General features: G+C 57.6%; 21 protein-coding genes. 11 read left to right on the top strand and 10 right to left on the bottom strand.

Annotation, left to right across the window (positions count from 1 at the left end):
• Positions 1-85 precede the first annotated feature (85 nt).
• The 4 genes from AB4Y40_RS40840 to AB4Y40_RS40825 all read left to right on the top strand — a co-directional run bounded on the left by AB4Y40_RS40840 (position 86) and on the right by AB4Y40_RS40825 (position 2481).
• Positions 86-352, top strand: a complete 267-nt coding sequence (locus tag AB4Y40_RS40840) for a hypothetical protein (protein WP_368692693.1) — start codon at positions 86-88, stop codon at positions 350-352.
• 303 nt (positions 353-655) lie between these two features.
• The gene (locus AB4Y40_RS40835; protein WP_368692692.1) at positions 656-1519 is read left to right on the top strand and encodes a trypsin-like serine protease; all 864 of its coding nucleotides are present in this window, start codon (positions 656-658) and stop codon (positions 1517-1519) included.
• 190 nt (positions 1520-1709) lie between these two features.
• Entirely contained in the window at positions 1710-2147 is a 438-nt protein-coding gene (locus AB4Y40_RS40830; RefSeq protein ID WP_368692691.1) for a hypothetical protein, read from the top strand.
• A gap of 13 nt (positions 2148-2160) precedes the next feature.
• On the top strand, positions 2161-2481 hold the full coding sequence (locus tag AB4Y40_RS40825; RefSeq protein ID WP_368692690.1) for a GntR family transcriptional regulator: 321 nt from the start codon (positions 2161-2163) through the stop codon (positions 2479-2481).
• 312 nt (positions 2482-2793) lie between these two features.
• On the opposite strand, the gene AB4Y40_RS40820 is transcribed toward AB4Y40_RS40825, so the two are convergent.
• Positions 2794-3540 carry a reverse transcriptase domain-containing protein gene (locus AB4Y40_RS40820; protein WP_368692689.1) on the bottom strand — a complete coding sequence of 249 codons (747 nt, stop codon included), beginning with the start codon at positions 3538-3540 and terminating at the stop codon, positions 2794-2796.
• Between the two features lie 503 nt (positions 3541-4043).
• On the opposite strand from AB4Y40_RS40820, the gene AB4Y40_RS40815 reads away from it, so the two are divergent.
• Positions 4044-4800, top strand: a protein-coding gene (locus AB4Y40_RS40815; protein ID WP_368692688.1) for an IS5 family transposase whose coding sequence is annotated in 2 segments (ribosomal slippage) — positions 4044-4363 and positions 4362-4800 — 759 coding nt in all. Because the reading frame shifts where the segments join, the coding sequence is not laid out codon by codon here.
• A gap of 1055 nt (positions 4801-5855) precedes the next feature.
• On the opposite strand, the gene AB4Y40_RS40810 is transcribed toward AB4Y40_RS40815, so the two are convergent.
• The 8 genes from AB4Y40_RS40810 to AB4Y40_RS40775 form a co-directional block, all read right to left on the bottom strand.
• Positions 5856-6422, bottom strand: a complete 567-nt coding sequence (locus AB4Y40_RS40810; RefSeq protein ID WP_368692687.1) for a nitrogen fixation protein NifQ — start codon at positions 6420-6422, stop codon at positions 5856-5858.
• Between the two features lie 15 nt (positions 6423-6437).
• Positions 6438-6737, bottom strand: a complete 300-nt coding sequence (fdxB, locus tag AB4Y40_RS40805) for a ferredoxin III, nif-specific (protein WP_368692686.1) — start codon at positions 6735-6737, stop codon at positions 6438-6440.
• Between the two features lie 16 nt (positions 6738-6753).
• Positions 6754-6954, bottom strand: a complete 201-nt coding sequence (locus AB4Y40_RS40800) for a CCE_0567 family metalloprotein (RefSeq protein WP_368692685.1) — start codon at positions 6952-6954, stop codon at positions 6754-6756.
• A gap of 72 nt (positions 6955-7026) precedes the next feature.
• Positions 7027-7443 carry a nitrogen fixation protein NifX gene (nifX, locus tag AB4Y40_RS40795; RefSeq protein WP_368692684.1) on the bottom strand — a complete coding sequence of 139 codons (417 nt, stop codon included), beginning with the start codon at positions 7441-7443 and terminating at the stop codon, positions 7027-7029.
• 61 nt (positions 7444-7504) lie between these two features.
• Positions 7505-8854, bottom strand: coding sequence for a nitrogenase iron-molybdenum cofactor biosynthesis protein NifN (nifN, locus tag AB4Y40_RS40790; protein ID WP_368692683.1), 1350 nt, complete (start codon positions 8852-8854; stop codon positions 7505-7507).
• Positions 8855-8876: 22 nt separating this feature from the next.
• A complete protein-coding gene (gene nifE, locus AB4Y40_RS40785) occupies positions 8877-10367 on the bottom strand; it encodes a nitrogenase iron-molybdenum cofactor biosynthesis protein NifE (protein WP_368692682.1) in 1491 nt (496 codons plus the stop codon).
• A gap of 226 nt (positions 10368-10593) precedes the next feature.
• On the bottom strand, positions 10594-12240 hold the full coding sequence (nifA, locus tag AB4Y40_RS40780; RefSeq protein ID WP_368692681.1) for a nif-specific transcriptional activator NifA: 1647 nt from the start codon (positions 12238-12240) through the stop codon (positions 10594-10596).
• A gap of 441 nt (positions 12241-12681) precedes the next feature.
• Positions 12682-13614, bottom strand: a complete 933-nt coding sequence (locus AB4Y40_RS40775) for a LysR family transcriptional regulator (protein WP_368692680.1) — start codon at positions 13612-13614, stop codon at positions 12682-12684.
• A gap of 463 nt (positions 13615-14077) precedes the next feature.
• Here AB4Y40_RS40775 and AB4Y40_RS40770 point away from each other — a divergent pair, with 463 nt between their 5' ends.
• Genes AB4Y40_RS40770 through AB4Y40_RS40760 form a run of 3 tightly spaced genes read left to right on the top strand, consistent with a single transcriptional unit; the run spans position 14078 to position 17288 of the window.
• Positions 14078-14791 (top strand): hypothetical protein, encoded by a 714-nt coding sequence (locus AB4Y40_RS40770; RefSeq protein WP_368692679.1) that lies wholly within the window; start codon positions 14078-14080, stop codon positions 14789-14791.
• Positions 14788-16017 carry an acetyl-CoA carboxylase biotin carboxylase subunit family protein gene (locus AB4Y40_RS40765; protein ID WP_368692678.1) on the top strand — a complete coding sequence of 410 codons (1230 nt, stop codon included), beginning with the start codon at positions 14788-14790 and terminating at the stop codon, positions 16015-16017. Before AB4Y40_RS40770 ends, AB4Y40_RS40765 begins: the two co-directional genes overlap by 4 nt.
• A gap of 14 nt (positions 16018-16031) precedes the next feature.
• Positions 16032-17288, top strand: coding sequence for an acetyl-CoA carboxylase biotin carboxylase subunit family protein (locus tag AB4Y40_RS40760; protein ID WP_368692677.1), 1257 nt, complete (start codon positions 16032-16034; stop codon positions 17286-17288).
• 21 nt (positions 17289-17309) lie between these two features.
• Here AB4Y40_RS40760 and AB4Y40_RS40755 read toward each other — a convergent pair whose 3' ends face one another.
• Complete coding sequence (locus AB4Y40_RS40755; RefSeq protein WP_368692676.1) at positions 17310-18218, bottom strand: LysR family transcriptional regulator; 909 nt, start codon at positions 18216-18218, stop codon at positions 17310-17312.
• Positions 18219-18463: 245 nt separating this feature from the next.
• Here AB4Y40_RS40755 and nodB point away from each other — a divergent pair, with 245 nt between their 5' ends.
• From nodB to nodI, 3 genes are all read left to right on the top strand, one after another.
• Positions 18464-19132, top strand: a complete 669-nt coding sequence (gene nodB / locus AB4Y40_RS40750; RefSeq protein WP_368692675.1) for a chitooligosaccharide deacetylase NodB — start codon at positions 18464-18466, stop codon at positions 19130-19132.
• Between the two features lie 417 nt (positions 19133-19549).
• Positions 19550-20785, top strand: coding sequence for a chitooligosaccharide synthase NodC (nodC, locus tag AB4Y40_RS40745; RefSeq protein ID WP_368692674.1), 1236 nt, complete (start codon positions 19550-19552; stop codon positions 20783-20785).
• Positions 20786-20839: 54 nt separating this feature from the next.
• Positions 20840-21766, top strand: a complete 927-nt coding sequence (gene nodI, locus AB4Y40_RS40740; RefSeq protein ID WP_368692698.1) for a nodulation factor ABC transporter ATP-binding protein NodI — start codon at positions 20840-20842, stop codon at positions 21764-21766.
• The last annotated feature ends 1 nt before the right edge of the window (position 21767 follow it).

The following is a 21767-nucleotide window of genomic DNA, read 5'->3' as shown; positions in this document are numbered from 1 at the left end:
AGCTTTTTATGCTGAAGAAGGTGCCCACACAGCCGGTCGCGCCGCCGATGAAGTCAAGCGCTTGTCTACCGGGAGAAAGCGCAGCGTGGTACTCCGCCTGCTGCGCGGCGAGCCTGTCGACGTCGTTTCCCGTGAAGTCGGCGTGCCGATCGCGTGGCGTCAATCGTGGCGTGAGATGGCTTTGGCGGGGATGGACGCGGGCTTGAAGGAGCGGCACAGCGATCCTCTCGAAGCCCGGCTCAATGAGGCCATGCGCCGCGTTGGCGAGTTGACCATGGAGAACGAGATCCCGCACAAGGACCGCGAGCGGCAGGCACGCACCCCTTTAGCCGCACGGAAGTCGTCGAAATGAGCAACGAGCAAGCCCGCGCACCTCGCATCATCCCCATGCCCTGCGATCAAATCGGCAGCATGAACGCCCGGCCATTCCACTTAAAAATCTCGTCACCCTGTCCGAACAAGCGGCGCCACATCTATGCATCATCCGCTCGTTGCTCACACAACCACTCAATCATCTTCGAAAACCCGCAATCAGTTGTATGCAATTCGCGAATGGGCCTCGCGAACGACCACTTTCCCCCATTCCGACATCCCTGAGAAGACTCGATCCCTGATGAAAATCCTACCACTGCAAAAGCGCGTGGCATCCCACGCTATGGCCATCGCCACCACCCTCGCAACCTCGGTCGCCACGGCGCAAACCCCGGGCGTCGTGCAGCCTCGCAATCCCGACCGCGCCGTCCTGCCGGTCATCTCTGGCTCGAAGGTCAGCCTTCCCGATCGATCATGCACCGTAGGGGCGGTGTTGGTACCCAAGAGCATCCTCCACAGACTGACGCCTTACCAACGTGCCACACGATGGCTCGTGCTTGCCAAGCACTGCGCGCCGATGTACACGACCGTCCAGGTGGGTACCATTGCCATCGGCACCGTCGTGTGGCAGTCGGCTACCTCTGACATCGAGCTTGTGCGGGTATCGCCCAAGCCGAATCCGATGTCCTTGCAATGCGCCTCCTCTCACCACAGCGCAGCCTTCTGCAGTCCGATCCAGACTTATACGCCCCTTGCGAACAACCAGGTCTTCATGTCGCTCGCCGGGCAGGAAGCGCGCCTTGCTGTTACCGGGTGGTCGGACGCGCCGTATGAACAGTTCTGCACAAGCGGTTGGCGCACCGGCGTCCGCTGCGTGTGGCAAGGCATGTCTGTCGAGGCGGGAGTTTATAAACCGACTTATGAGCACATCAATGCCGCGCACTCGTCCGAGCTCGAGAGCATTGCAAACGGCGACTCCGGCGGACCGGTCGTCACGTACGAACGGCAACTTATCGGGATCATCTCCTCCGGCGAGCCTGTCGGCCGCTCCATCGTCTACTACACGCCAATGCAACAGGTGCTGTACGAGCTTTACAGCTACAGCCTCGCCCCGGCCGACCTACCCACCGATGTCGGCGAGGACAATCCGCTATCGCGCAACGGTGAATACGCCGGTTGGGAACTGGCGCCGACCGACGACGAGTGAGATGCCCGGTCGCGATCCACTGGCGGATGAAGGCGAGCGGGTCGGCGTTCATGACGTCGGCCTGTGTCGTCAGCATTCTGCGTGTGGGTAGTGGGAGTAGCTTTGCTCTGGAGGGCCGCCTCGGAAAACGGAAAACAATGCATGCTAAGCGGGAACCGCCGAAAATTCCGCTTGCGATGCTGGGCACTTCATGCATCATCCGCGCGTTGCCCACACAACCACCCAATCCCCTTCGAAAACCCCGCAATCAGTTGTGACTTACTCCTGTAACCAATTCTCTGAAGACATCGTGCGCTGCCTCATCGATGCCGAAGTGGTTGACGCCGTCGCCTTGTCGGACCACCACATGGGTAGGCAGGCCGACGTTGCGATCACCTGTATCGTCGCTGCCGGGCAGGTAACGCGTGCTGCGCCCTTCATTTCGCTCGTTCTCGCGAGCGACGAATCGCGGGCTGCGCTCGCCGCCACCGGCAATGGCGCCTTCATCGTCGCTCTTAGCCTGGCGGACGCTATCGCGTCCCAGCGCGTGCTTGAGCTTCCGCCGGCGCGCGCAAACTTTGTTGCGTTCATTGCAGCGGTGCCTCACGGCCACGAGTGCGCGAAGCAGATTCGCCTGCGTTCAGTGTAGGATGCGCGCCGCCATGTTTTCGCCAAGCAACTCTTACCCCGGCGCGGCCACGCCGCCAGCGGCCCATGGGCGCGATCAACTGAAATGGCGACCGGACTTTGCGCGGATTCAGGGAAAGATCTACCTCGCCGTCGCAGACCAGATTGAGCACGCCATCCGGTCCGGCTTGTTCCGGCCGGGTGACGCGCTGCCTACGCAGCGGAGCATTGCTGACGATCTGGGCTTTCACCTGAACACCATCAACCGCGCGTTTCGGGAAGTCGCGCGCCGAGGCCTTATCGACAGTCGCACTCGTCGCGGCTCGATCGTTGCCTCTAGGTCCGCTGCGGTCTGAGCATCGTCGCCGCGCTCACCGTTGTCGCCGCACCGATCGCACTTTTTTCTCGCGGCCTGATCCGCGCATTTTTCCCTCATGGGGCGACGCCCCGCGAGGGAGTTGCCCTATCGTTTCCAAGAGCAACTCTCATGAGCAACAAACAGATTGATGGCCTCGCCCGTAAGCGTCAATCCGAGGCCGTCTTGACGATCAGAACTTGACTTCCGAGAGCTGCTGATTCGCGAGCACGAGATCGAAGGCGGCGGGCTGGAATGCCGCCGCCGCACCACTCAAGGAAGTGGTCGTGCTCTTCGTGCCTCGGATTGCCGATCACTTCGAGGGGTGAGTAGACCCGGGGAGTTGCACCCCGAGTCTCTCGCAGGTAGGGTCGAGAACTGGCGCGCGCACGGTAGGCTCCGGTGATCTCTCCACCGCTTTCGCGGTTGACCTCAGTCCGGCTGCCATAGTCACGTTTCCAGCTCCCGCCACGTCGAACGTAGCTTGCGGTTTTCCCGCACTACGCTCTCCTGTCTGCTTCACGTCAAGGTTTATGGGACCTATCATGCCGGGCGCGCTTTCGGTGCGACGGTACGGCGGACCCCGGTAGCCATTGAACAGCCCCAGTTCCTCATACAGCCAACACGCCCGTGTCCTGAAACTGCGGAGTTGACGGAAGCCAAACCCCAGAAAGCCGAAGCTCTCCTTGCATCTCAGATCCACGGTGCGGCTCTTCTCCTCGTTCACCTCGACCTGTAGCCTGGCAAACTCCTCCCGTAGTCGCCTGCTTACCGCCCCCAGCAGCGAGTCATGGCGCGGGTGTGCATCGATCAGCACGAAGAGATCATCAGCGAAGCGGGCATACTCGACGTAGGTATACTTCCCGTTGCGCGTGGCTTCTTTCGCCCGCTCCAGCATCCGGTCCACCTCAGTGAGGTAGACGTTACTGAGCAGTGGCGAAATAGCCCCGGCGAAATGACGGGCGAACGCACTGACGTAGGACACGTAAAGGCGCTGGGTATTGGCTGCGAGGTTGCGCACGCGCATATCATCGATCATGCGTTGGCGTAGGGGTGTCATGGTGGACTCCGCTCTGAGTGGTCACGGCAGCAAACTGCACTGCCATCGTCGCACTCGAACGGATGCGTCCCGCGGATGATCCCGGAGCCGATGTCGCTGGCCAACCACCTCCTCCTCCGTCAGCGGGTTAGTTCAATGACGGATATCGCAACTGACTGGACTGAGTGTCTGGCTATGCCGCTTCGCAGCGGGTCATTCATCCTGGAGAACATTAAGTGCGTCATCCCTGCGTTGCCATTTCCGCTACGCGGCGTCGATTGCGACAACCATTCTGTCTCCGGGGGCGATACCTGAGGCAACGAACGTCGAATGCGCGAGGCGCAACAGCACGTCGCCGAATGTAGCGCTTCCGGTCAAGTACCGACGGAGATTAGGAGAGCCGAGGTCTGCCCGACGCATCGCCGAGAAGCGCATGTTCCGCATGACTGGTTCACTCGCGATGATTCGCTCGAGCATACCTAGGGCGTGTTCACACTAACTTAGTTTGATCGTATACTTTGGTGATGGAAATCACCGAAGCGCAATATCAACGGATCGAGCATTGTCTGCCGCGACAACGCGGCAACGTCAGCCTGACGAACCTGCAAGTGCTCAATGCGATTCTTTATGTCGCCGAGCACGGCTGCAAATGGCGCGGACTGCCGAAGCGTTTCGGTCGATGGCATACGATCTACACGCGGATGAACCGCTGGTCCAGAAGTGGCGTGCTGGATCGCGTGTTCACGGAATTGCAGCGTGCACAGCTCGTTCGCATCAGGATCGAGGCTGTCTCGCTGGATAGCACGATGATAAAGGTTCATCCTGACGGCACCGGTGCGTTAAAAAAACGGACCTCAGGCAATCGGAAAGTCCCGAGGCGGATGGACGACCAAGATTCATATGGTTGCCGCGGATGCTCGAACAGCCATAACGTTCGCGCTTTCTGCCGGCCAAGCGGGTGACGCGCCGCAGGGACGCGAATTGCTCAGGAGGCTCGGGCCGGCCAATCGGCCGCTGCACCTGTTGATGGACAAAGCGTACGAAGGCGACGAAACCAGGCAACTGGCACTCGATCTCGGCTTCATCCCGATTGTTCCGCCAAAAAGCAACCGCCTTGAGCCGTGGGAATACGATCGCGAAATGTACAAGCGCCGCAACGAGGTCGAGCGGCTGTTCCGGCGCCTCAAAGGCTTTCGCCGGATCTTCTCCCGATTCGACAAATTGGACGTCATGTTCGTCGCCTTCATCAACTTCGCACTTATTGTCGACGGCCTTAGATAGTGTGAACACGCCCTAGTCGAAGATACAGCAATGGCTCGAAATCGAGCCCGGCACCACGGCAAAGGAGCTGCATGAGTGTATCATCGCCATGGCTCCCACCATGTAATCCAACGCCCAGTTGCGCACACCCTGCGGCGCCGTGTCAAGGCGTGGCAAACGAATCGAGCGGAATCTGGTGACCAGGACACTCGGCACCGCAAGACCATTCAACCGTAACAATCACCCGGGCGTAACATCATCCCGTGCGGCAACACGCAGATCGACCGAATTCGCGGTCACGTTTTGGAACGCAGAATGCCTGCCATCGGCGCTCCACAGCGGCTATCCCGCGCAAGCGTTTTCGGGAGCGCCACGGGGCGACGTTGCACCGCTGGGCACCTGCGCGAGAGCAAAGCTTGTCCCCAGCCCCGGGATGCCGTGGCCGCCGCCTGAATCACGACGGCCGTGGTGTCGCCAGGCCCAGTGAGGCGCAGCGCACGAGCCAGCTACCTGTGCTCAATCTCGATACGATCGCCGCACGTTCCTGCCTATCTGGATCCGGTGAACATCGAACTGCTGGGTCTGTATCGCAAGCTCGCCTTCGCATCGCCCCCCAGCCAATACCTACTTCTTCCTTTAACCGCTGACGAGTGCGTAAGCTATTTTTGTCATCGCGCTGGTTTTCCGCCAGCATTCGTAAATGCTCAATAATCAGTCGATCCCCTCGGCTACGTGACCTCCTGGCCCCTGCCGGGCCACCAATAGAGGGACAAACTCTCTAAAGAACTCTCTAAAGTGTTCTTCGAGTCCTGCCACGTACATGCCTTTTCCGAGGCAGCAGCAGCCAGCGCCCCTACCAGCGCAGCGGCCCTCAGCGCACCACAGAGCACCATCTCTAACTTCTTCATAACTGTTTCCCCGTTCGGCTAACGTTAATATTACAAACCAATGTCGATTAAAATCACTTGCCGATATTGCCCACCACAATCACATACATCGCGCGATCCTTCCTGCAACCGACAGAGGAAGGCATCAAATATATCTAAGTTAATCCGAGTCGCCACTGATCCGTACATTCATTCCGGACCAAAGCAACTGGAATATTCCGCACACTCCCCGCAGCTTGATGTCCGGCAGACGTTCAACGCCTCGCTCTCGCAAAGTTCCTTGTAGAGAAATTTCTTCCATTTCATGCCGTGAACGTTCTTTTTAGCAAGCGTCGGGAACCAGTACGCCAGCAGCGCCGATAATTCTCCGCGCGAAGGAAAGCGTAATTCCTGCCATAAATGTCTGTTTCCTGCGCAGGCGCAGGCCAGCGCGTGCGAGATGCAATGGATCTCTGTCGTTGTGCCCACCCCCGGATTGGCGTGTGCCTTTAACAACATTACAAGATCGATATCGTCATAACGCGGCCCGCGTTGTGACTCCGCGGCTGGCGCGCCAAAGTAAAGGCCCAGTGAACTCTCGGCTTGGGGGAACCAGCGAGCAAGCAGCCAGTGTGTTTCTTCGGCGTTCAGTCCGGGGATAGGCAATCTTCCCGTACCGCCTTCGTGAACCGCCGCGGCGAGCACACCGGCGACCGCAAGCACCGTCAAGTCTTCCGGGTTTATTGCATGGCGCATCAGCGCCGCGTAGTAATCCATAGGGCTCCTCTCTGCTCATACTTGAGCCGCAGCATGTGTGTAGCACGCTTTCGGGCATATCTTCGCACATGCCGTGCAGCCAACGCAGAGACCCCGATGCGCAATCGTCATGACCTTCTTTTCATGCTCGTCCTCGTCTTCATCCAACGGAACATGATCGCCCTCTCCGTCGACGCCTAACAGTTGAAGTACGCCGCGCGAACACACCCGGAAGCATCGTCCGCATCCAATGCATTTTTCTTCATCGAGTAAATCTACAAAGTGCGGTATCCAGACCTCTCCGCTCGGGAGTACCACACTAAAAAGATGGCTCATTTCGAGGTCCGGAAGTTCAATCGGAAGCCGGGACCGCCGCCCGACGTGCCTGCATCAGCGCGGCATGCGCGTCGTGACAGCGTTGCGCGACTGTCATTATCTGCTCCCAACTCGTTGGCAGATCTTCCGACAGATCATGTAGATCCATCTTGGCCTGCGTGGCCAACGCGTTGAGTTTTTTCAGGCGCGTCTTAAGCTCCTGTGAATCGTTATTCATGATGCCCTCCTTATCGTACGACGCGCTACAGGCGTCACTGGCAACAAGATCCGCCATATACCGAGATCGGTTTCAACTAAGGGGCGCCTCATCGTCCCCTGCAAAATCGTACGATCGGCCACGTTCCCTAGTTAGCTTCTTGCGCAACCATGGAGGCGGCGTTCCTTTCAGAACCTCGCTCAGCTTGATTAAAATCTCCTGGATCGGCGTAGGCTGCGCCACTTTCACTGGATGGACCTTAAGCGCTACCACGCGCGCAGCCGCGGTACCGCCTATGGCCGCGACATACAAGATTACGCAGTCGCGGATCACTTCGAGCCTCGGCGCAAGTTTCTCATCATCGGCGTCTTGCACCAGCTTGTCTCCGAAATCAAAAATCTGTAAAAGTGTAAACCCTTCCGTAGTCACGTCGTAGACCGCAATGCTTTTCGCCCAGCCAAAATGAGCGTCGACGTGCACTTTGTCCTGTGTCGCAAATGCGATCTTCATGCGCTGCTCTCCTCATCAAGTTCAATTTACGGCATGTAACACCCTTCTCCTAAATCTAATCCTAGACCGAAACATCAGGACCGACCGATGATTGCGGCAGTTTCCAGTCGCCGGGATGAGGTTGCGAGATCCTCTCGACCATGAGATTGGCAATCTCGAAGACAAGATTCATTGTGCCGCGATAGCCTATCTGGCAACGATGGGCGTTGCCGACGCGGTCAAATACCGGAAAGCCCGCGCGCATGAGCGGCTTTCCGAGGCGACCGGCCATCTGCCTGCCGTGCGAATGCGTGATCAGCAGGTCGCAATTACTCGCGCCTCGTTCCATGTCCTCCAAGTCCCCCAATATGACCTCATTTGCCGGCAACAGCGCATGTGATGCCGAAGCAGTGGTACTAATGCAAACAGATAGTTCCGCGCCCATTTCACGGAGCAGCGAACCGATCGAAAGCAGTAGGTCCGGCTCCGCACCGATCGCCACCTTGAGACCACCGGTATAAAAATGGCTGTCGAGCATCGCATCCAGTAGTTGGCTGCGCTGCCGGCGATACCGGGCCGGGACTGCACGCCCCGAAAGTTGTGCAAGGAGATGCAAGAACCGGTCGTTCGGCTCCAACCCCGTTAGGCGCTCGATGATTTCGAACGGCACGCCGGCAATTGCTTCGACTGCCTTGGCGGCGTCGCGCGTTTGCTCACCCACGCCAATTGTGAATGAGGACGCCCCCGCGGCACGGATCTGATCAACCGTCGTTCCGCCCAGCGTCGTGCCACGCCACACTGAATCAAGGTGGCCGTCGAGGGACCCAGAAACATCTGGAAGTACAATCGGCTCCAGCCCGAATGCGCAAATAATCTCGCGAAGCTCGTCGATGTCGCCGGGCGATAGATGACTGCCCGGCACCAGATTGATCTGCTGACGTACCGTCGGCAACGGCTTCACCAGCGTCTCGACGATCGCGGTCACAGCGTGCCTGTAGCCGTCCTCAAAGGCGCCCACATAGTCCGGTGTCGAAACGACGACAAGTTCAGTATCGTCGAGTTCGCGCTTGCGTCTTCGCACCATCGCGAGATGCCCCTCCATATCTTCACCGTTCGTTTCAGTCAGGCCCGTCGTGCAGAGCACAACGATCTTAGGCGACGCGCGCTTGTGAATGTTCAGTAGTGCGGTCTCTACGTTCTCGTATCCGCCGAGAATTGTGGTGACCTCGCTCATCGCCGTTGTTTGCAGCGGTATGGCTTCTTTGAAATGGCGCACCAGTAGCACGAGCGCGAACGATGTACAGCCCTGCGAGCCGTGCATCACCGGCATGCATGCGTCAAGTCCCATGGCTGCGTAGGTCGCGCCGAGCGGTTGACTCATTTTTAGCGGATTAACGGTACAGGCCTTTTCTGACTCGACTACTATCGCCATAATATGTGCCCCTCTGTGAAACTCAACTCGATACCGAAGCGCGTAAGTTCAAATCGTAATCCTCATCGTCTGCGCCCTTCGGAATCGAATTGATGTGCCCGGAAAAACTAAGAATCCCCTCGCGATGCTCTGCTCCCTCGTCCCACGGTGCAGGAATACGCACCTGCTGCCAGACCGGGTTATGGATCGCACGGTCGATCTCCTGCATCAATTTGACAATGCCCTCGTACCCAGCGTATGGGTGGTGTCGTTCCTGATTCACATCGAGCCACGGCATGCGCGCTTTCAGCGCGACAAACTGCGAGCGCCCGCCGGACAGCATGATGTCGGCCTTCGCATCCCGGAGCATGTTGTACATCTCGCGTGCCGTCAAATTGTCGACCATGCGCGTGTCATCGCCCATGATGTCCTGGATTCTTTCCTTGTCCGCCTCCGTGCTCTTCTTCACACTAGTGCCGACGATCTTGAGCCCTGCCTCTTGCAACGCCGCGACCACTGACCACGACTTCACGCCGCCCGTGATTAGCAGCACACGTTTACCGTCGAGCCGCTGCCTGTACGGAGCAACACGCTCCCATACGCGCGCCTCTTCTGCGGTGACAAGGTGCTCGGTGCGCACGATAAGATCCTCGGGTGCACCCTGCTCCACCAGTAGTCTCGCAACCCGGCGCAACGCGTCGCTCATGTCGCCAATTCCATAGAATGAACCCTCGATGTATGGAATACCGTAGCGCTTCTCCATTTTTGTCGCGACGTTGAGCATGGACCTGGAGCACACCACCATGTTGACCTTCGCGCAGTGTGCGCTCGCGATCTCGCTATAGCGGCCGTCTCCCGAGATGCAGGACAGGATCCGGATGCCGAGCGCCTCGAACAACGGCCTTATCTGCCACAACTCGCCCGAGAGGTTATATTCACCGATAAGATTGATATCGAATGGTGTCTTGTACGCCGGCTCGCGCGTACCGATCACGTGATCGAGAATCGCCTCCCCCGCGAGCTTGTTGCCGAAGTTTTTAGATCCTGCGAAGCCGGGCGCATTCACCGGTATGATGGGCTTACCGAACTTTTCCGACGCGTGCTTGCATACGGCATCTATGTCGTCGCCGATCAATGCAGTCACGCACGTCTGATAGACGAAGACGGCGGGGGGATCATACTTTTCCAGAATTTCGCGCAGACTCGCGAAAAGCCGCCTCTCGCTGCCGTAAATTACATCGAGTTCATTGATATCGGTAGTGAACGCAGTGCGGTAGAGAGTCGGCCCAGACGAAGCCGAATGGCGGTTGTCCCAAGAGTTGCCCTCACATGCAATAGGCCCGTGCACCAGGTGTGCAACGTCGACCACGGGCTGCAATGCGATCCGCGCGCCGTCGAATGCGCATCCGCCAGCAGCCGCCCCCGGCGAAACCTGCTTCGAACAGCCTTGCTTTCGCTCCTTTTCGTTCTTCGCGAGGTTTTTTGCGCAACCCGGTTCGTTGAAGATCTCGACAGCCCTCGTCTTTAGCCACATCGTGGAGTCCCGACAATAGAAGTCCACGACTACAGGCAAATTGCGTGCCACCATCGCAGGCCCGTGTCAGCGGTCATAGCGGCGCTATGCCGAAGCCGGATTTGTCGTCCTTGCTACCTGTGTTGAAGAAGTTGAACCAATCACTACAGTGATGCGACAGGCAAGAGCCTGCCGGTAGCCTTCTCGCCCAGTTTCTCCAAATGCACGCGCGCAACCGTCTCGGCCGTCAGAAGCGGCGCAGCTTGATCCCATATTTACGCAGTGCGTAGCCGATCTGCCTCGGCGTGATATGCAGGAGTCGTGCGGCCTTCGCTTGTACCCATCCACAGCGCTCCATTGCCCACACAAGCTGCTCCCGCTCGCCCCCCGGTCTGTCGCTACCGCTTGGCGTCGCGAAGCTACCCCCATTCCAATCACCGGCACTTACGTTCGCCAGGGCATTCGGCACTTCACTGTTTGGAGCGTCCAACGTTCGGGCAGGACGCACAGCGTCTTCTCGTTCGATGTAATGCAATTCCTTTGTAAGGCACCGGCCTCTCCCACACAGAAAGGAAAAACAATCTATTGTGTCGTGATCCGCCATTGTCGCGGTACGCTCAACGCAATTTTCCAGTTCGCGCACATTGCCAGGCCAGTAGCAGCTGGACAGAACCCGAAACGCTTGCTCATTGAAATGCAGAGACCGACGATTGTCGCGGTTAAATCGATCTAGAAAGTACTGCGCCATTGCCGGAATGTCCTCACGGCGTTCACGCAAAGGCGGCAAAAGGATACTCACGACGTTGACGCGGTAGTAGAGATCCGCACGAAATTCCCCCGCCTTCACCATTTGTTCGAGGTTGCGGTTCGTGGCAACGATCAGCCGAACGTCTACTTTTACCGGGGTGGTGCCACCCACCCGCTCGAACTCGCGTTCCTGCAAAACCCGCAACAATTTGGCTTGGAACGACGGCGAGATGTCGCCGATCTCGTCGAGGAAAAGTGTCCCGCCGTGCGCCAGTTCGAATCGCCCTTTGCGCTGGAATTGCGCACCGGTAAACGCTCCCTTCTCATGACCGAACAATTCGCTTTCTAGCAGTGTCTCTGTTAGCGCCGCACAGTTCAGTGAGATGAACGGCTGGTCCTTGCGGGGGGATAACCGGTAAATCGCGCGCGCGATCAACTCCTTCCCAGTTCCGCTCTCGCCGCGCAAAAGCACCGTCGTCCGCGTAGGTGCTACTTGATGAACTTGCGAAAAGACGCGCTGCATGGATGCAGATTCTCCGAGCACATTGTCGATATGATACAAATTCCGGTCTGCGTTGACCTCTCGTCTCATCTCCTGTCGCGCGGTTTGGCGCATCTGGCCCGACGCACGATCGAGCAGAAGTGCCTGGCCCATCGGCGCCGCGACGACCTTCATGAGTTGGAGGTCGCTAGCGAAGGCGCGCTGTCCGTCAGTATTCTCACAAAACGCGACCAGTACGCCGAGTGGCCGCCCTTCATACGGGATCTGCGCCCCGAGCAGTGCCACATGCTCACCTTCCAATTCGTCGAACATTTCGATGCTGTCCACGAAGAGCGGTTCGTCACGCAATTTCGCCACCACCACCGCCGAATCGTTCGTGTGTATTCGCCCCAATACCCCGTCATGGGGCAGGAAACGCAGACGTTCGCGCCAGTCCGCTGACAACCCCGTGCCACACACGCCCCCCAAATGGCCGTCTGGTTCAGCAACCGCAATAAACGCAGAGCGCCATCCACACGCATGCGACAGGTAACGCAGAGATCTCTCCAACGTCCTTTCGGTATCTCGGGACGAGGTCAACGTCTTCACTACTTCGTAGACCACATCAAAGTTGAGATGACTCTCATTGACATCGAAATGCGACATAGATCTGAACTCCGGAAATTGCACGTCAGCGCCGCGGGACCCGAGTCCCAACACAATGAATTGCCGCGCTACATTTGCGCAAGCCACGGTGAATTCCTGCCGAAACGGGCACGAAAGCCGACAAAACAGACAAAGACGACACAATCGCAGTCGTGGTGTCGGAGATGCGACAAAAGACACGAGGTATCTTTGTACGCAGATTGGATACTATCGAAGAAAGACGTAGGTTTTGCGACAAATTTTGGTCCGCACGGCAGTCTATGTTTAAAAATGTACGAGCCGAACTTGATTTGTGAGGAAGTAGCATGGCTGCGCGTGAATTAGAGAATACGCGCCACGTAGCGTTAGTGCTCGATTCAAGTGACAGGACGTTTTATCGCCTGCACCTCTATTTGGCGCGCCGAGTTTCGGCCTTTCGACGCGTTTTGCCTCAGATGCCCATCAGTTTGAAGCACGTAGCGGCAAGCCTGCTGACTCTCCGTCTTGTGCACCGTCTCCGAGAGTACTCAGTTGCAGCGAACGGAAGAGAAAACGCTGAAGTGCGTTGGCGGCAGCCGAGCGGTCCTCTAAGCGCCCAGGACTAAAGAGACCGAATTCCGCCACCGGCGGCAGCGGCAACCCTACTGCGCGGGCATCGATCGCACGCATCGTATCGCGGCGCACCTGCCAATCCAGAAGTAGCGCAACGCCGAGCCCAGCCTCAACGGCTGACTGAACCGCCGAGAGGCTCGTGCTTTTGCAGGCCACGCGCCAAGCGATACCTGCTTCAAGCAACGTGGCAAAATAACTCTCCTGCCATCGGCATGCACCGCCGAATGCAACAATCGGCAGCGGACCGTCTCCGAGATCAGCATTGCGTGTGCGCGCGGCCGCCCAGTGAAGGGGATGTTGCCAGGTGACGAGAGGTTCCGCGGGGATCAGCGCGGGATCACCAATCGCGAAATCGAGTGTATTGCTCATGAGCCGCTGCGATAAGGCCGGACTCGCATCAACGACGATCTCCAGGGCAACATCAGGAAACAATGTCGAAAATTGCCGCAGTGCATGGCGGAGGTGACTCATGGCGATGTGCTCGGGAATTCCGATCTTCACGGTACCCGCAACTTCACCCGAATTAAGGGCGGAACGGGCCGCAAGGCCGACTTCAAGCAACTTGTGTGCATACGGCAACAGAACGTTCCCCGCAGAGGTCGGCTTCACGCCGCGCGGTGAGCGTTCAAGGAGGCGCTGCCCGACTTCGTCTTCGAGCCGCCGAAGCGCCATGCTGACGGCAGCCTGTGTACGATGGAGCTCCATGGCAGCATTGCTCACACTGCCGGCTTCCACTACCGTCACGAACGTACGCAGTAGCGTGCTGTCGAGATCGCGGATCATCAATTTCCCTCATTCAAACATAAAGATTATCAGCTTATACCACGCATACAGCTGCGGTTAATATCCTTCCGTCGCCCACGTAGACAGCATGGGCGCGCCAAAAACGAATGAGAATGAAGCCTAGATAGGGGGTTGCCAAAAGCATTCGCTGTGTTTAAGGAAGCGAAGGGGTCAGTTGTCGGTTGACAGAAATCATTTAGATGCGATGGCGTTTTTCAAAGCGGACTGCTCTGCGCTCTCGGGCGACCCGGTTTCGGGCCACTCGAGAGCGGTGGGCCCCTTCAACGCCGTTTCGTCGCACGCCGACCGGTGCGCAGTTTCGAGGTCAATCGTAGAGACTTTCGCAATCCGAGCGAGCCATCATCGCCTCGAAAGACGAGCGGATCGTGTCTCCGGTTCATTCGCCGCCGACCCGCAACCCAGCGCGCCGCGTTCGCTCCTTCTCATCTTATCTGGAGATCACATGAATACACCCAACGATCGGGTTCGCTTCGAGGAGCTTGCCCAGCACGCCATGGACCAGATACTCGCGATTTCGCCGGAAACCGCTGCGTTCCACCGAGGCGACTGGATCGATAGTGAGTACTATCGCCGCCATCTCATCGAAACCGTGTTACGCATGCGTCTCAACAACGAGGTAGGCGCATTCGCGCTTTACAAAATCAGCGGCCAGGATAACTCGCTCGCGCAGATGCTCGCGCAGCACCTCGCGCAAGAATATGGGCAAGAATGCCATCTTCTGCATGACATCGAGAGGTTCGGGCTTACCGCAGCAAGCGTGGAAAGCATTAGACCATTCAATAGCACAGACAAGCTAATCGGATATCTCTACCTAAGCATCGTCCGCGATGGCCCGCTCCCTACGATGCTCTGGAACTGGTTTCAGGGATGGTATTCGGGCCGCTATAACAAGGTCATCGCGCACTCAGCCGCGCGCGCATTCGGACACGATCAAGTAAAAGGTACGCTCAGCCACATTGAGTACGCCGAATCGCGGAGTCTCGAAGATTCCACATGGATCGCTCTGAGGCTCGCGATCAGCGGCTGGGGCGGAACGGGGAAAGCAGAAATCTATTTGAACAACTTTGTCGGAATGATTCACGAGTATTTCGAAGAGTTGCGTGTGGCGACCCTACCCCGGCCGGAAACGGGCACTGAACAGGCGGCACTCAAATGACCGCCATCATCGTTATTGAGCCGCGCTCGTCCGGGACCGCACTTGTCGCCTCAGCTGTACGGCTTGGCATGGCCACCCACGCGTATTCAGCCAACCGCGATGAGCCCCCCCTGTCACGCGAACTGCTCGCCGCTTCGGTGCCGTACGCCGTGGTAGATACTGACTCGCCGAACGCCGTGGCGGCCGCTGCAAGCGCCATCGGCGTCGATGCGATCGTACCCGGTGTACCCGGTTGCGAATACGCAACCGGCGTAGCAGCTGAGTCAGCGGCGCTCCTCGGTCTTCCACATTTGCAGCCGGAAGCGGCAGCACCCACGCACGACAAATACCGCAGCCCCATGCATCTCGCCGCCGCCGGACTGGCGGTTCCTTTGTTCGCCCTCGTTGTACATCGTCGCGACGCCATGACAGCCGCTTTACGTGTAGGTTTTTTAGCTGCCCGCAAGCCTGTCCGAGGAGGCATGCATGGGACGTACGTCAACTCTCTTTCCCAGTTGCAACTTGCGGTCGAGTGCGCCATGCATCACGGCGTTGTCGATGTCGGCCACAAGACCGGCAACGTGTTGCTCCTTGAACAGTATCCGGAGGGCCCAGAGTGCTGCATCGAAGGCTACGTCAGCAGCAAGCACGGACCCCGCGTCGTCGCCGTAACCGAAAATCTCTTGAGCGCAGAGCAGCATCTCGCGAAAATGGGCCAATTTGCCGAAGCCTCTTTGACCCCGGACCAAAGAGCCGCGCTCGTCACTTACGTCGAGCACGCAGCGGTGCAGATTGGACTGACCCTCGCTGTTTTCCACGCCAAAGTGCGCATAACACGCGACGGTCCGGTGCTGATCAAGATCGCGGCCTGCCTCGGAGGTGATCGCACCTGCCGGCTGATCGAACTCAGCAGGTCAATCTCTCTGCCAGAAATAACGATACGTAGCCACCTCGGCGATCCTGAGCCAGCCCACGATGCCGATGCAAAAGCTGCCGTGTGTGTCAGCGGCGTACGGTCCTTCGCACCGGTAGTGCGACACCGCCGCCGTCGAACGCGTTCGCGCCAGACCAGGTTTCCAGGAAGTGGAGGTCCATTCTCATATCGGCCGCACAGTGCCACAACGAGCGGCGACGAGCGACCGTGTCGCCATGTGTTGTGCATCGCGCCTGTTCGCCCGACCCGCGATTCGCGCCTTGCCGAAGCGCTGAGAACACCCGGATCCCGTCGCGCCTGTAACCGTATTTGAACGGTTTGCACTCCATGACAACCAACTACCCCGCCCCTCGTAGCCGCATAGTCGTGCTTAACCGTTGGTCCGACGGCTTCGCAGCCTACCATCGCTACATCGATCATGCTGCGAATAAGGTCGCTTACATCTGCACGCCGAACGGCGCCGCTGCGCTCGACGCTTCTCAAACCGCGCACGTTGAAGAGCTATCCGACATCCTTGATGAAGATGCGTTGCATAAGGCCATGAACTCCTGTCACGCGGCGCTCGGCGGCATCGACAGGCTGATCGCATTGTCCGAATTCGACCTTCTGAAGGCCGCGCGACTGCGCAATTCGTTCAATATTCCTGGCGATCTTCCCGATACCGTCGTGCGCTTTCGCGACAATGGCGCTATGAAGCATACCGTTGCTGCCGCGGGCCTGCGTGTGCCGCGCGTTGCAGCGTTGGAAGATGTGGCCTTTGCAAAAGTAAATTCGCCCCCTGTGATGCGCTTTCCGATCATTGTAAAGCCACGTACCGCCGCAGCAAGCCTAGACGTACGGCGCATAGACACCCGTGCCCGGTTGGATATGTTGTGGCCGACACTACCGCTGGTTGAGTACGAGTGCGAGGAGTACGTCGAAGGGCCCGTCTATCACGTTGACGGTTTCGTGCGCGACGGCACATGGGTAATCGCGCGCGTGTCCCGCTACATCAACACCCGTCTTCAGTTTGCACAAGGAAAACCCCTGGGCTCGGTGATGCTCGACCCGGGACCGCTGAATGATGCGGCTCTTGAATTCGCGGCCGCATGCCTGCGAGCGCTCGCCCTGAGTAATGGGCCGTTTCATCTCGAGATAATCGGAGCTTGCGACGGATTCTATTTTCTGGAAGTCGGTGCCCGTGTCGGCAGTGGGGAAATTCCCTTTCTTTTCCACGAATTGTACGGCGTCGACCTCTTTGACCTCTGGGTCACCCACCAATCAGGTGACGAGGCGCGGTTCGCCGCACGGGCGCAGGCGGCGTTAATCGCGTCAACCTCGTCCACACGCGGGGGATTCCTGATGCTGCCAGAGCCAGTCGGCAAAGTATTCGTCGGCGCACAATTGCCGAACGCTATCCCGGGGCTTTACGAAGCTGTCTTCCCAGCGAGACGTCACTTATTCAACGGTTCCAGCCGCACTGGCAACATCCTCGCACGCTTCCGCTATCGCGGCGCATCGGAGGAAGAAATCGACAAGGCAATTCGTGCAACGCTGCGCGATTTCCGCTACACGCTGGCGGAGAACGTGGCGCTCACCGAATAGCCGTACACATGACGCGTCACGCTATGCAAGACTTTGCGCCTCCTCCAACAATAGCTCGCGCATCCAGATACTTGCCGGATCACCACTATGCAGCGCAGGCCATTGAACAGCCTCAGTGAAAGTGGATAGCGGAAGCGGTACTTCGGCGATCCGCAGAGCAGAGGCCTCCCCGAGATGCCTGGCCAGCCTCAAAGGGATCGTCGCAATGCGACGCGTACCTGATAGCACCGCCGGAACAAGGTGAAATGTCGGGACGACGATCTCTTCACGCCTTCTGAGACCGAGGTCCAGCAGGAAAAACTCTTCGATTGAAGGCCTGCGTGCCCGCCCGAACCTCACTGTAACGTGTCCCATTGACATATACCGGTCGAGCGAAATCTGCTCCGACAACTGCTTGTTTGCAGGACAGCCGACACACACGAGCTTCTCGTCGAAGAGTGGCGCTTTCGGGTTAATATCCGGCAGCAATAGATCGGGCAGAATCAAAAAATCGGCGTCGCCACGCCGCAGTAGATCTCCAGGCTCGTCGTCTGGGAAAATCAATTCGAAACTTACTGCGGGAGCCTCGCGCGCAACGCGTTTAATGACCTTCTGGAAGTAGACGAGAGTCATGAAATCAGAGAGGCAGACCCTGAACCGGCGATCCGACTTTGCCGGCTGGAAGACGTCGCGCGAGATGATGGAAAGCTGGATATGCGATAGAGCCTCCCGCACCGGTCCGGCAAGCTCTATCGCCCGTGATGTGGGCACAAATTCTCGGCCTCTCATCACAAAGAGGTCGTCGCGAAAATAGTCTCGTAACCGCGACACCGCTGCACTCATGGCAGGTTGGCTCAAATTGATGTCGCGTGCCGCAAGCGTGACGTTACGCTTCGCCATCAATGCGTCCAACGCGACGAGAAGATTCAGATCGAGGCCTTTGAAGCGCATCTTTAATTATCCGCTTTGTGGATGATACATATCGAAACAATCGATTGTACAAATTTATTGAGGTCCCGCAAAGTTACGGCAATCCGGCTTGATATGCAAGTCACTAATATGAGTATTCCCGTCGTTCTACTGAACGACACTCAACATCAAGTCCCAGATATTGATCCGCAACGTGGCATTTCGCGGTTGCGACTTGGGCTGGTTCCCGGGTAAACGGTGACTCATCCAAAGATGAGTGAAAGACCATGAGAAGACTCAGCGATTGTGAAATGCCGCAATTTATTTCTGAAGTGCTAAACATGCGTGAACGTAACGGAGAGCGTCGTAAGGTTTACCTTACCTTTGACGACGGACCACACCCGATATGGACACCAAAAGTACTAGATCTGCTGGCGCGGCAACAGGTACCGGCAACCTTCTGTGTACTCGGCACCTACGCGGCTGAGTATCCGGAACTGATCCGGCGCATGGTTTCGGAAGGCCACCATGTCGCGAATCACAGTCTCTCCCATCGGGACTTGTCGAAATGTGAGCCGGATCAGATAAGGCACGAGATAGCGGAAGCGAACTCGCTTATCCAGCGTGCTTGCCCAGCGGCAACGGTGCGATATATGCGTGCGCCGTATGGAAAATGGACGAACGAAGTTATAGCCGAATCCATGAAAGCGGGACTAACGTCCCTCCACTGGTCCGTAGATCCACGAGATTGGTCCCGTCCGGGTGCAGACGCGATTGTCGATTCCGTACTGACGTCGGTGCTGCCCGGCTCGATCGTACTGCTGCACGACGGGTCTCCTCCGGAAGAGTGCGACTTGCATGATCGCGATGCTTCGCGTGAGCAGACTGTCATTGCACTATCACGCCTGATTCCACGATTGAAGGAAAGGGGCTTCGTCATCAGTTCGCTTCCGTAAGTTCAACCGAAAATCTCGCTTAATGAGTATCTCTGGCCCAGAGCTGCTCGACAGGTGGACGATATACTCCATTAGAAACGTTTCAGCAATAGACCCAGGTGTGCGCGCTGACCTACGGCTAGCACTAAGGAAATACTGACCCCGGATGCAGGCATTGGATGATCTGATTTTCAGTCGACGCCGATGGAAGCCTCCTGGACGACATCGGTACCATGAGGTGCGTTACTGGACATTTTTCTCGTACGCAAAACCGTGTCTTTCCTGCCCTATGAAGAAACGCCAAACCTACAGGCACGAGAATAATTGCCCCTCGAATCGAGCGTGAACCTTAGATGATATTTCCACGCCTGACTCCCGCGCCATCGCTCACGGCAGGCCTGTACTGAGAATCCCAACGTCTCCTAGCACACTGACCTGATGAACATTTCTGCCGCAATCAACACTACATCTGTCCTACTATATGCGTCACTTTCGGCCATCTATAAAAGCGCGCAGGTACTTCATACTCTACCGACTAGCGGCCGACCTGCATACGTCAACGTATCCAAGACCGAGTATTTGCCGGACATCGACGTCATCGTCCCGTGCTTTAACGAAAACCCAGAAACGCTGCGGGCGTGTCTCGACTCGATTGGCGCCCAGGACTACGCGGGCGGCATCAGGGTCCACGTGGTCGATGATGGATCCGCCAACCGCGATGCGTTGAAGGTGGTGTATCGGGAGCACGAACATGATCCGCGATTCAACTTCCTGCTTCTTCCAAAGAATGCGGGAAAGCGTAAAGCGCAAATCGCCGCAATACGTTCTTCGACCTCGGAACTCATACTTAACGTAGACTCGGACACCACTCTGGCTCCGGATGCAGTAAACAAACTCGTGCTGACAATGAGTGACCCATCGGTCGGTGCAGCCATGGGGCAATTGATAGCCAGTAATCGCAGCGACACGTGGCTGACCCGCCTGATCGATATGGAATACTGGCTTGCGTGCAACGAGGAGCGCGCGGCTCAAGCGCGATTTGGCGCTGTGATGTGCTGCTGCGGACCGTGTGCGATATATCGGCGCACAGCGCTTCTTCTGCTTCTGGACCAGTACGAAACGCAAATGTTCCGGGGCAAGCGCAGCGATTTTGGCGAAGACCGCCATCTGACAATTCTCATGCTCGCGGCGGGCTATCGAACGGAGTACGTTCGAGATGCAGTCGCCGCGACCGTCGTTCCAGACAAGCTGCGGCCGTACCTGCGCCAGCAATTGCGCTGGGCGCGAAGCACCTATCGCGACACGCTGCTCTCCCTCCGCCTTTTGCCTCGTCTTGACCGCTACCTAACTCTTGACGTGATCGCGCAAAATATTGGCTCTCTGCTGCTCGCCATTTCAATGATCTCCGGCTTTTTGCAGATATTGCTCACAGCCACGGCTCCTTGGCAGGCATGCTTCGTCATTGCTTCAATGACTGGGGTCCGCTGCTCCGTTGCTGCCATTCGCGCTCGCGAGCTTCGATTTCTTGGATTTTCAGTGCACACACTTATAAACCTATTGCTCCTGCTTCCGCTAAAAGCATACGCTCTATGTACCCTGGACAACAGTGACTGGCTTTCTCGCAGTTCTGCCGTCGAAGACGGCGGCGAGCACCGTGCTCCCAAGAGTGAGTAATGCGTAGCCTCGCGCGCTCACCAGGGAATCTTCCTTAAACAGTGGTCTGTATACATTTCTGGCTCCATGTCTAATGCGACGATCACGTTCTCGAGTGTAAAGAAATCCTACGGCGGTAAGCTTGCCGTTGACGGATTGTCCTTCCGTGTAGGGCCCGGCGAGTGCTTCGGTCTGCTCGGGCCTAATGGTGCAGGCAAAAGCACTACCACTCGAATGGTGCTAGGTATGGCGCTGCCTGACGCAGGCGTGATTACCGTCCTCGGGGAACCGGTGCCAGCGCGGGCACGCCTAGCGCGCAGGCGCATTGGCGTCGTTCCGCAATTCGACAACTTGGAGCCAGGTTTTAGTGTGAGCGAGAACCTGCAGCTCTTCGGGCGCTACTTTGGGATGAGCACAGGCGAAATCGAGGCGGTGGTCCCGTCCTTGCTGCAGTTCGCACATCTCGAGGACAGGGCTCACGCACGCGTCACCGAGTTGTCGGGCGGAATGAAGCGCCGTCTAACCATTGCACGCGCGCTTATCAACGATCCGCAACTTATTGTCATGGACGAACCGGCGACAGGGCTAGATCCGCATGCGCGCCACCTCATCTGGGATCGTTTGCGCTGCTTACTCGCACGCGGCAAAACGATTCTTCTCACTACTCATTTCATGGAAGAGGCAGAGCGATTGTGCGATCGACTATGTGTAATCGACAGAGGACGCAGCATTGCGGAGGGTGCACCTGATGCGTTAATCCAGGAGCAGATTGGAAGTCACGTTCTCGAGATATACGGCGGCAACCCTCATGAACTCAAAGCGCTGCTGATGTCGTTTGCACAGCGTACAGAGGTAAGCGGTGATGCACTGTTCTGCTACACGGCCGATCCACAACAGGTATGCACGCGACTGAGCGAGCGTACAGGTCTGCGTATTGTGCAACGTCCCGCGAACCTGGAAGACGTTTTTCTTCGGCTGACCGGGCGAGAAATGAAGGATTGAA

The sequence above is a fragment of the Paraburkholderia sp. EG287B genome (assembly GCF_040965595.1).
Classification (GTDB): Bacteria; Pseudomonadota; Gammaproteobacteria; order Burkholderiales; family Burkholderiaceae; genus Paraburkholderia.
Note: the sequence above shows the minus strand (reverse complement) of the source record. Positions and strands in the feature narration are given on the sequence as shown.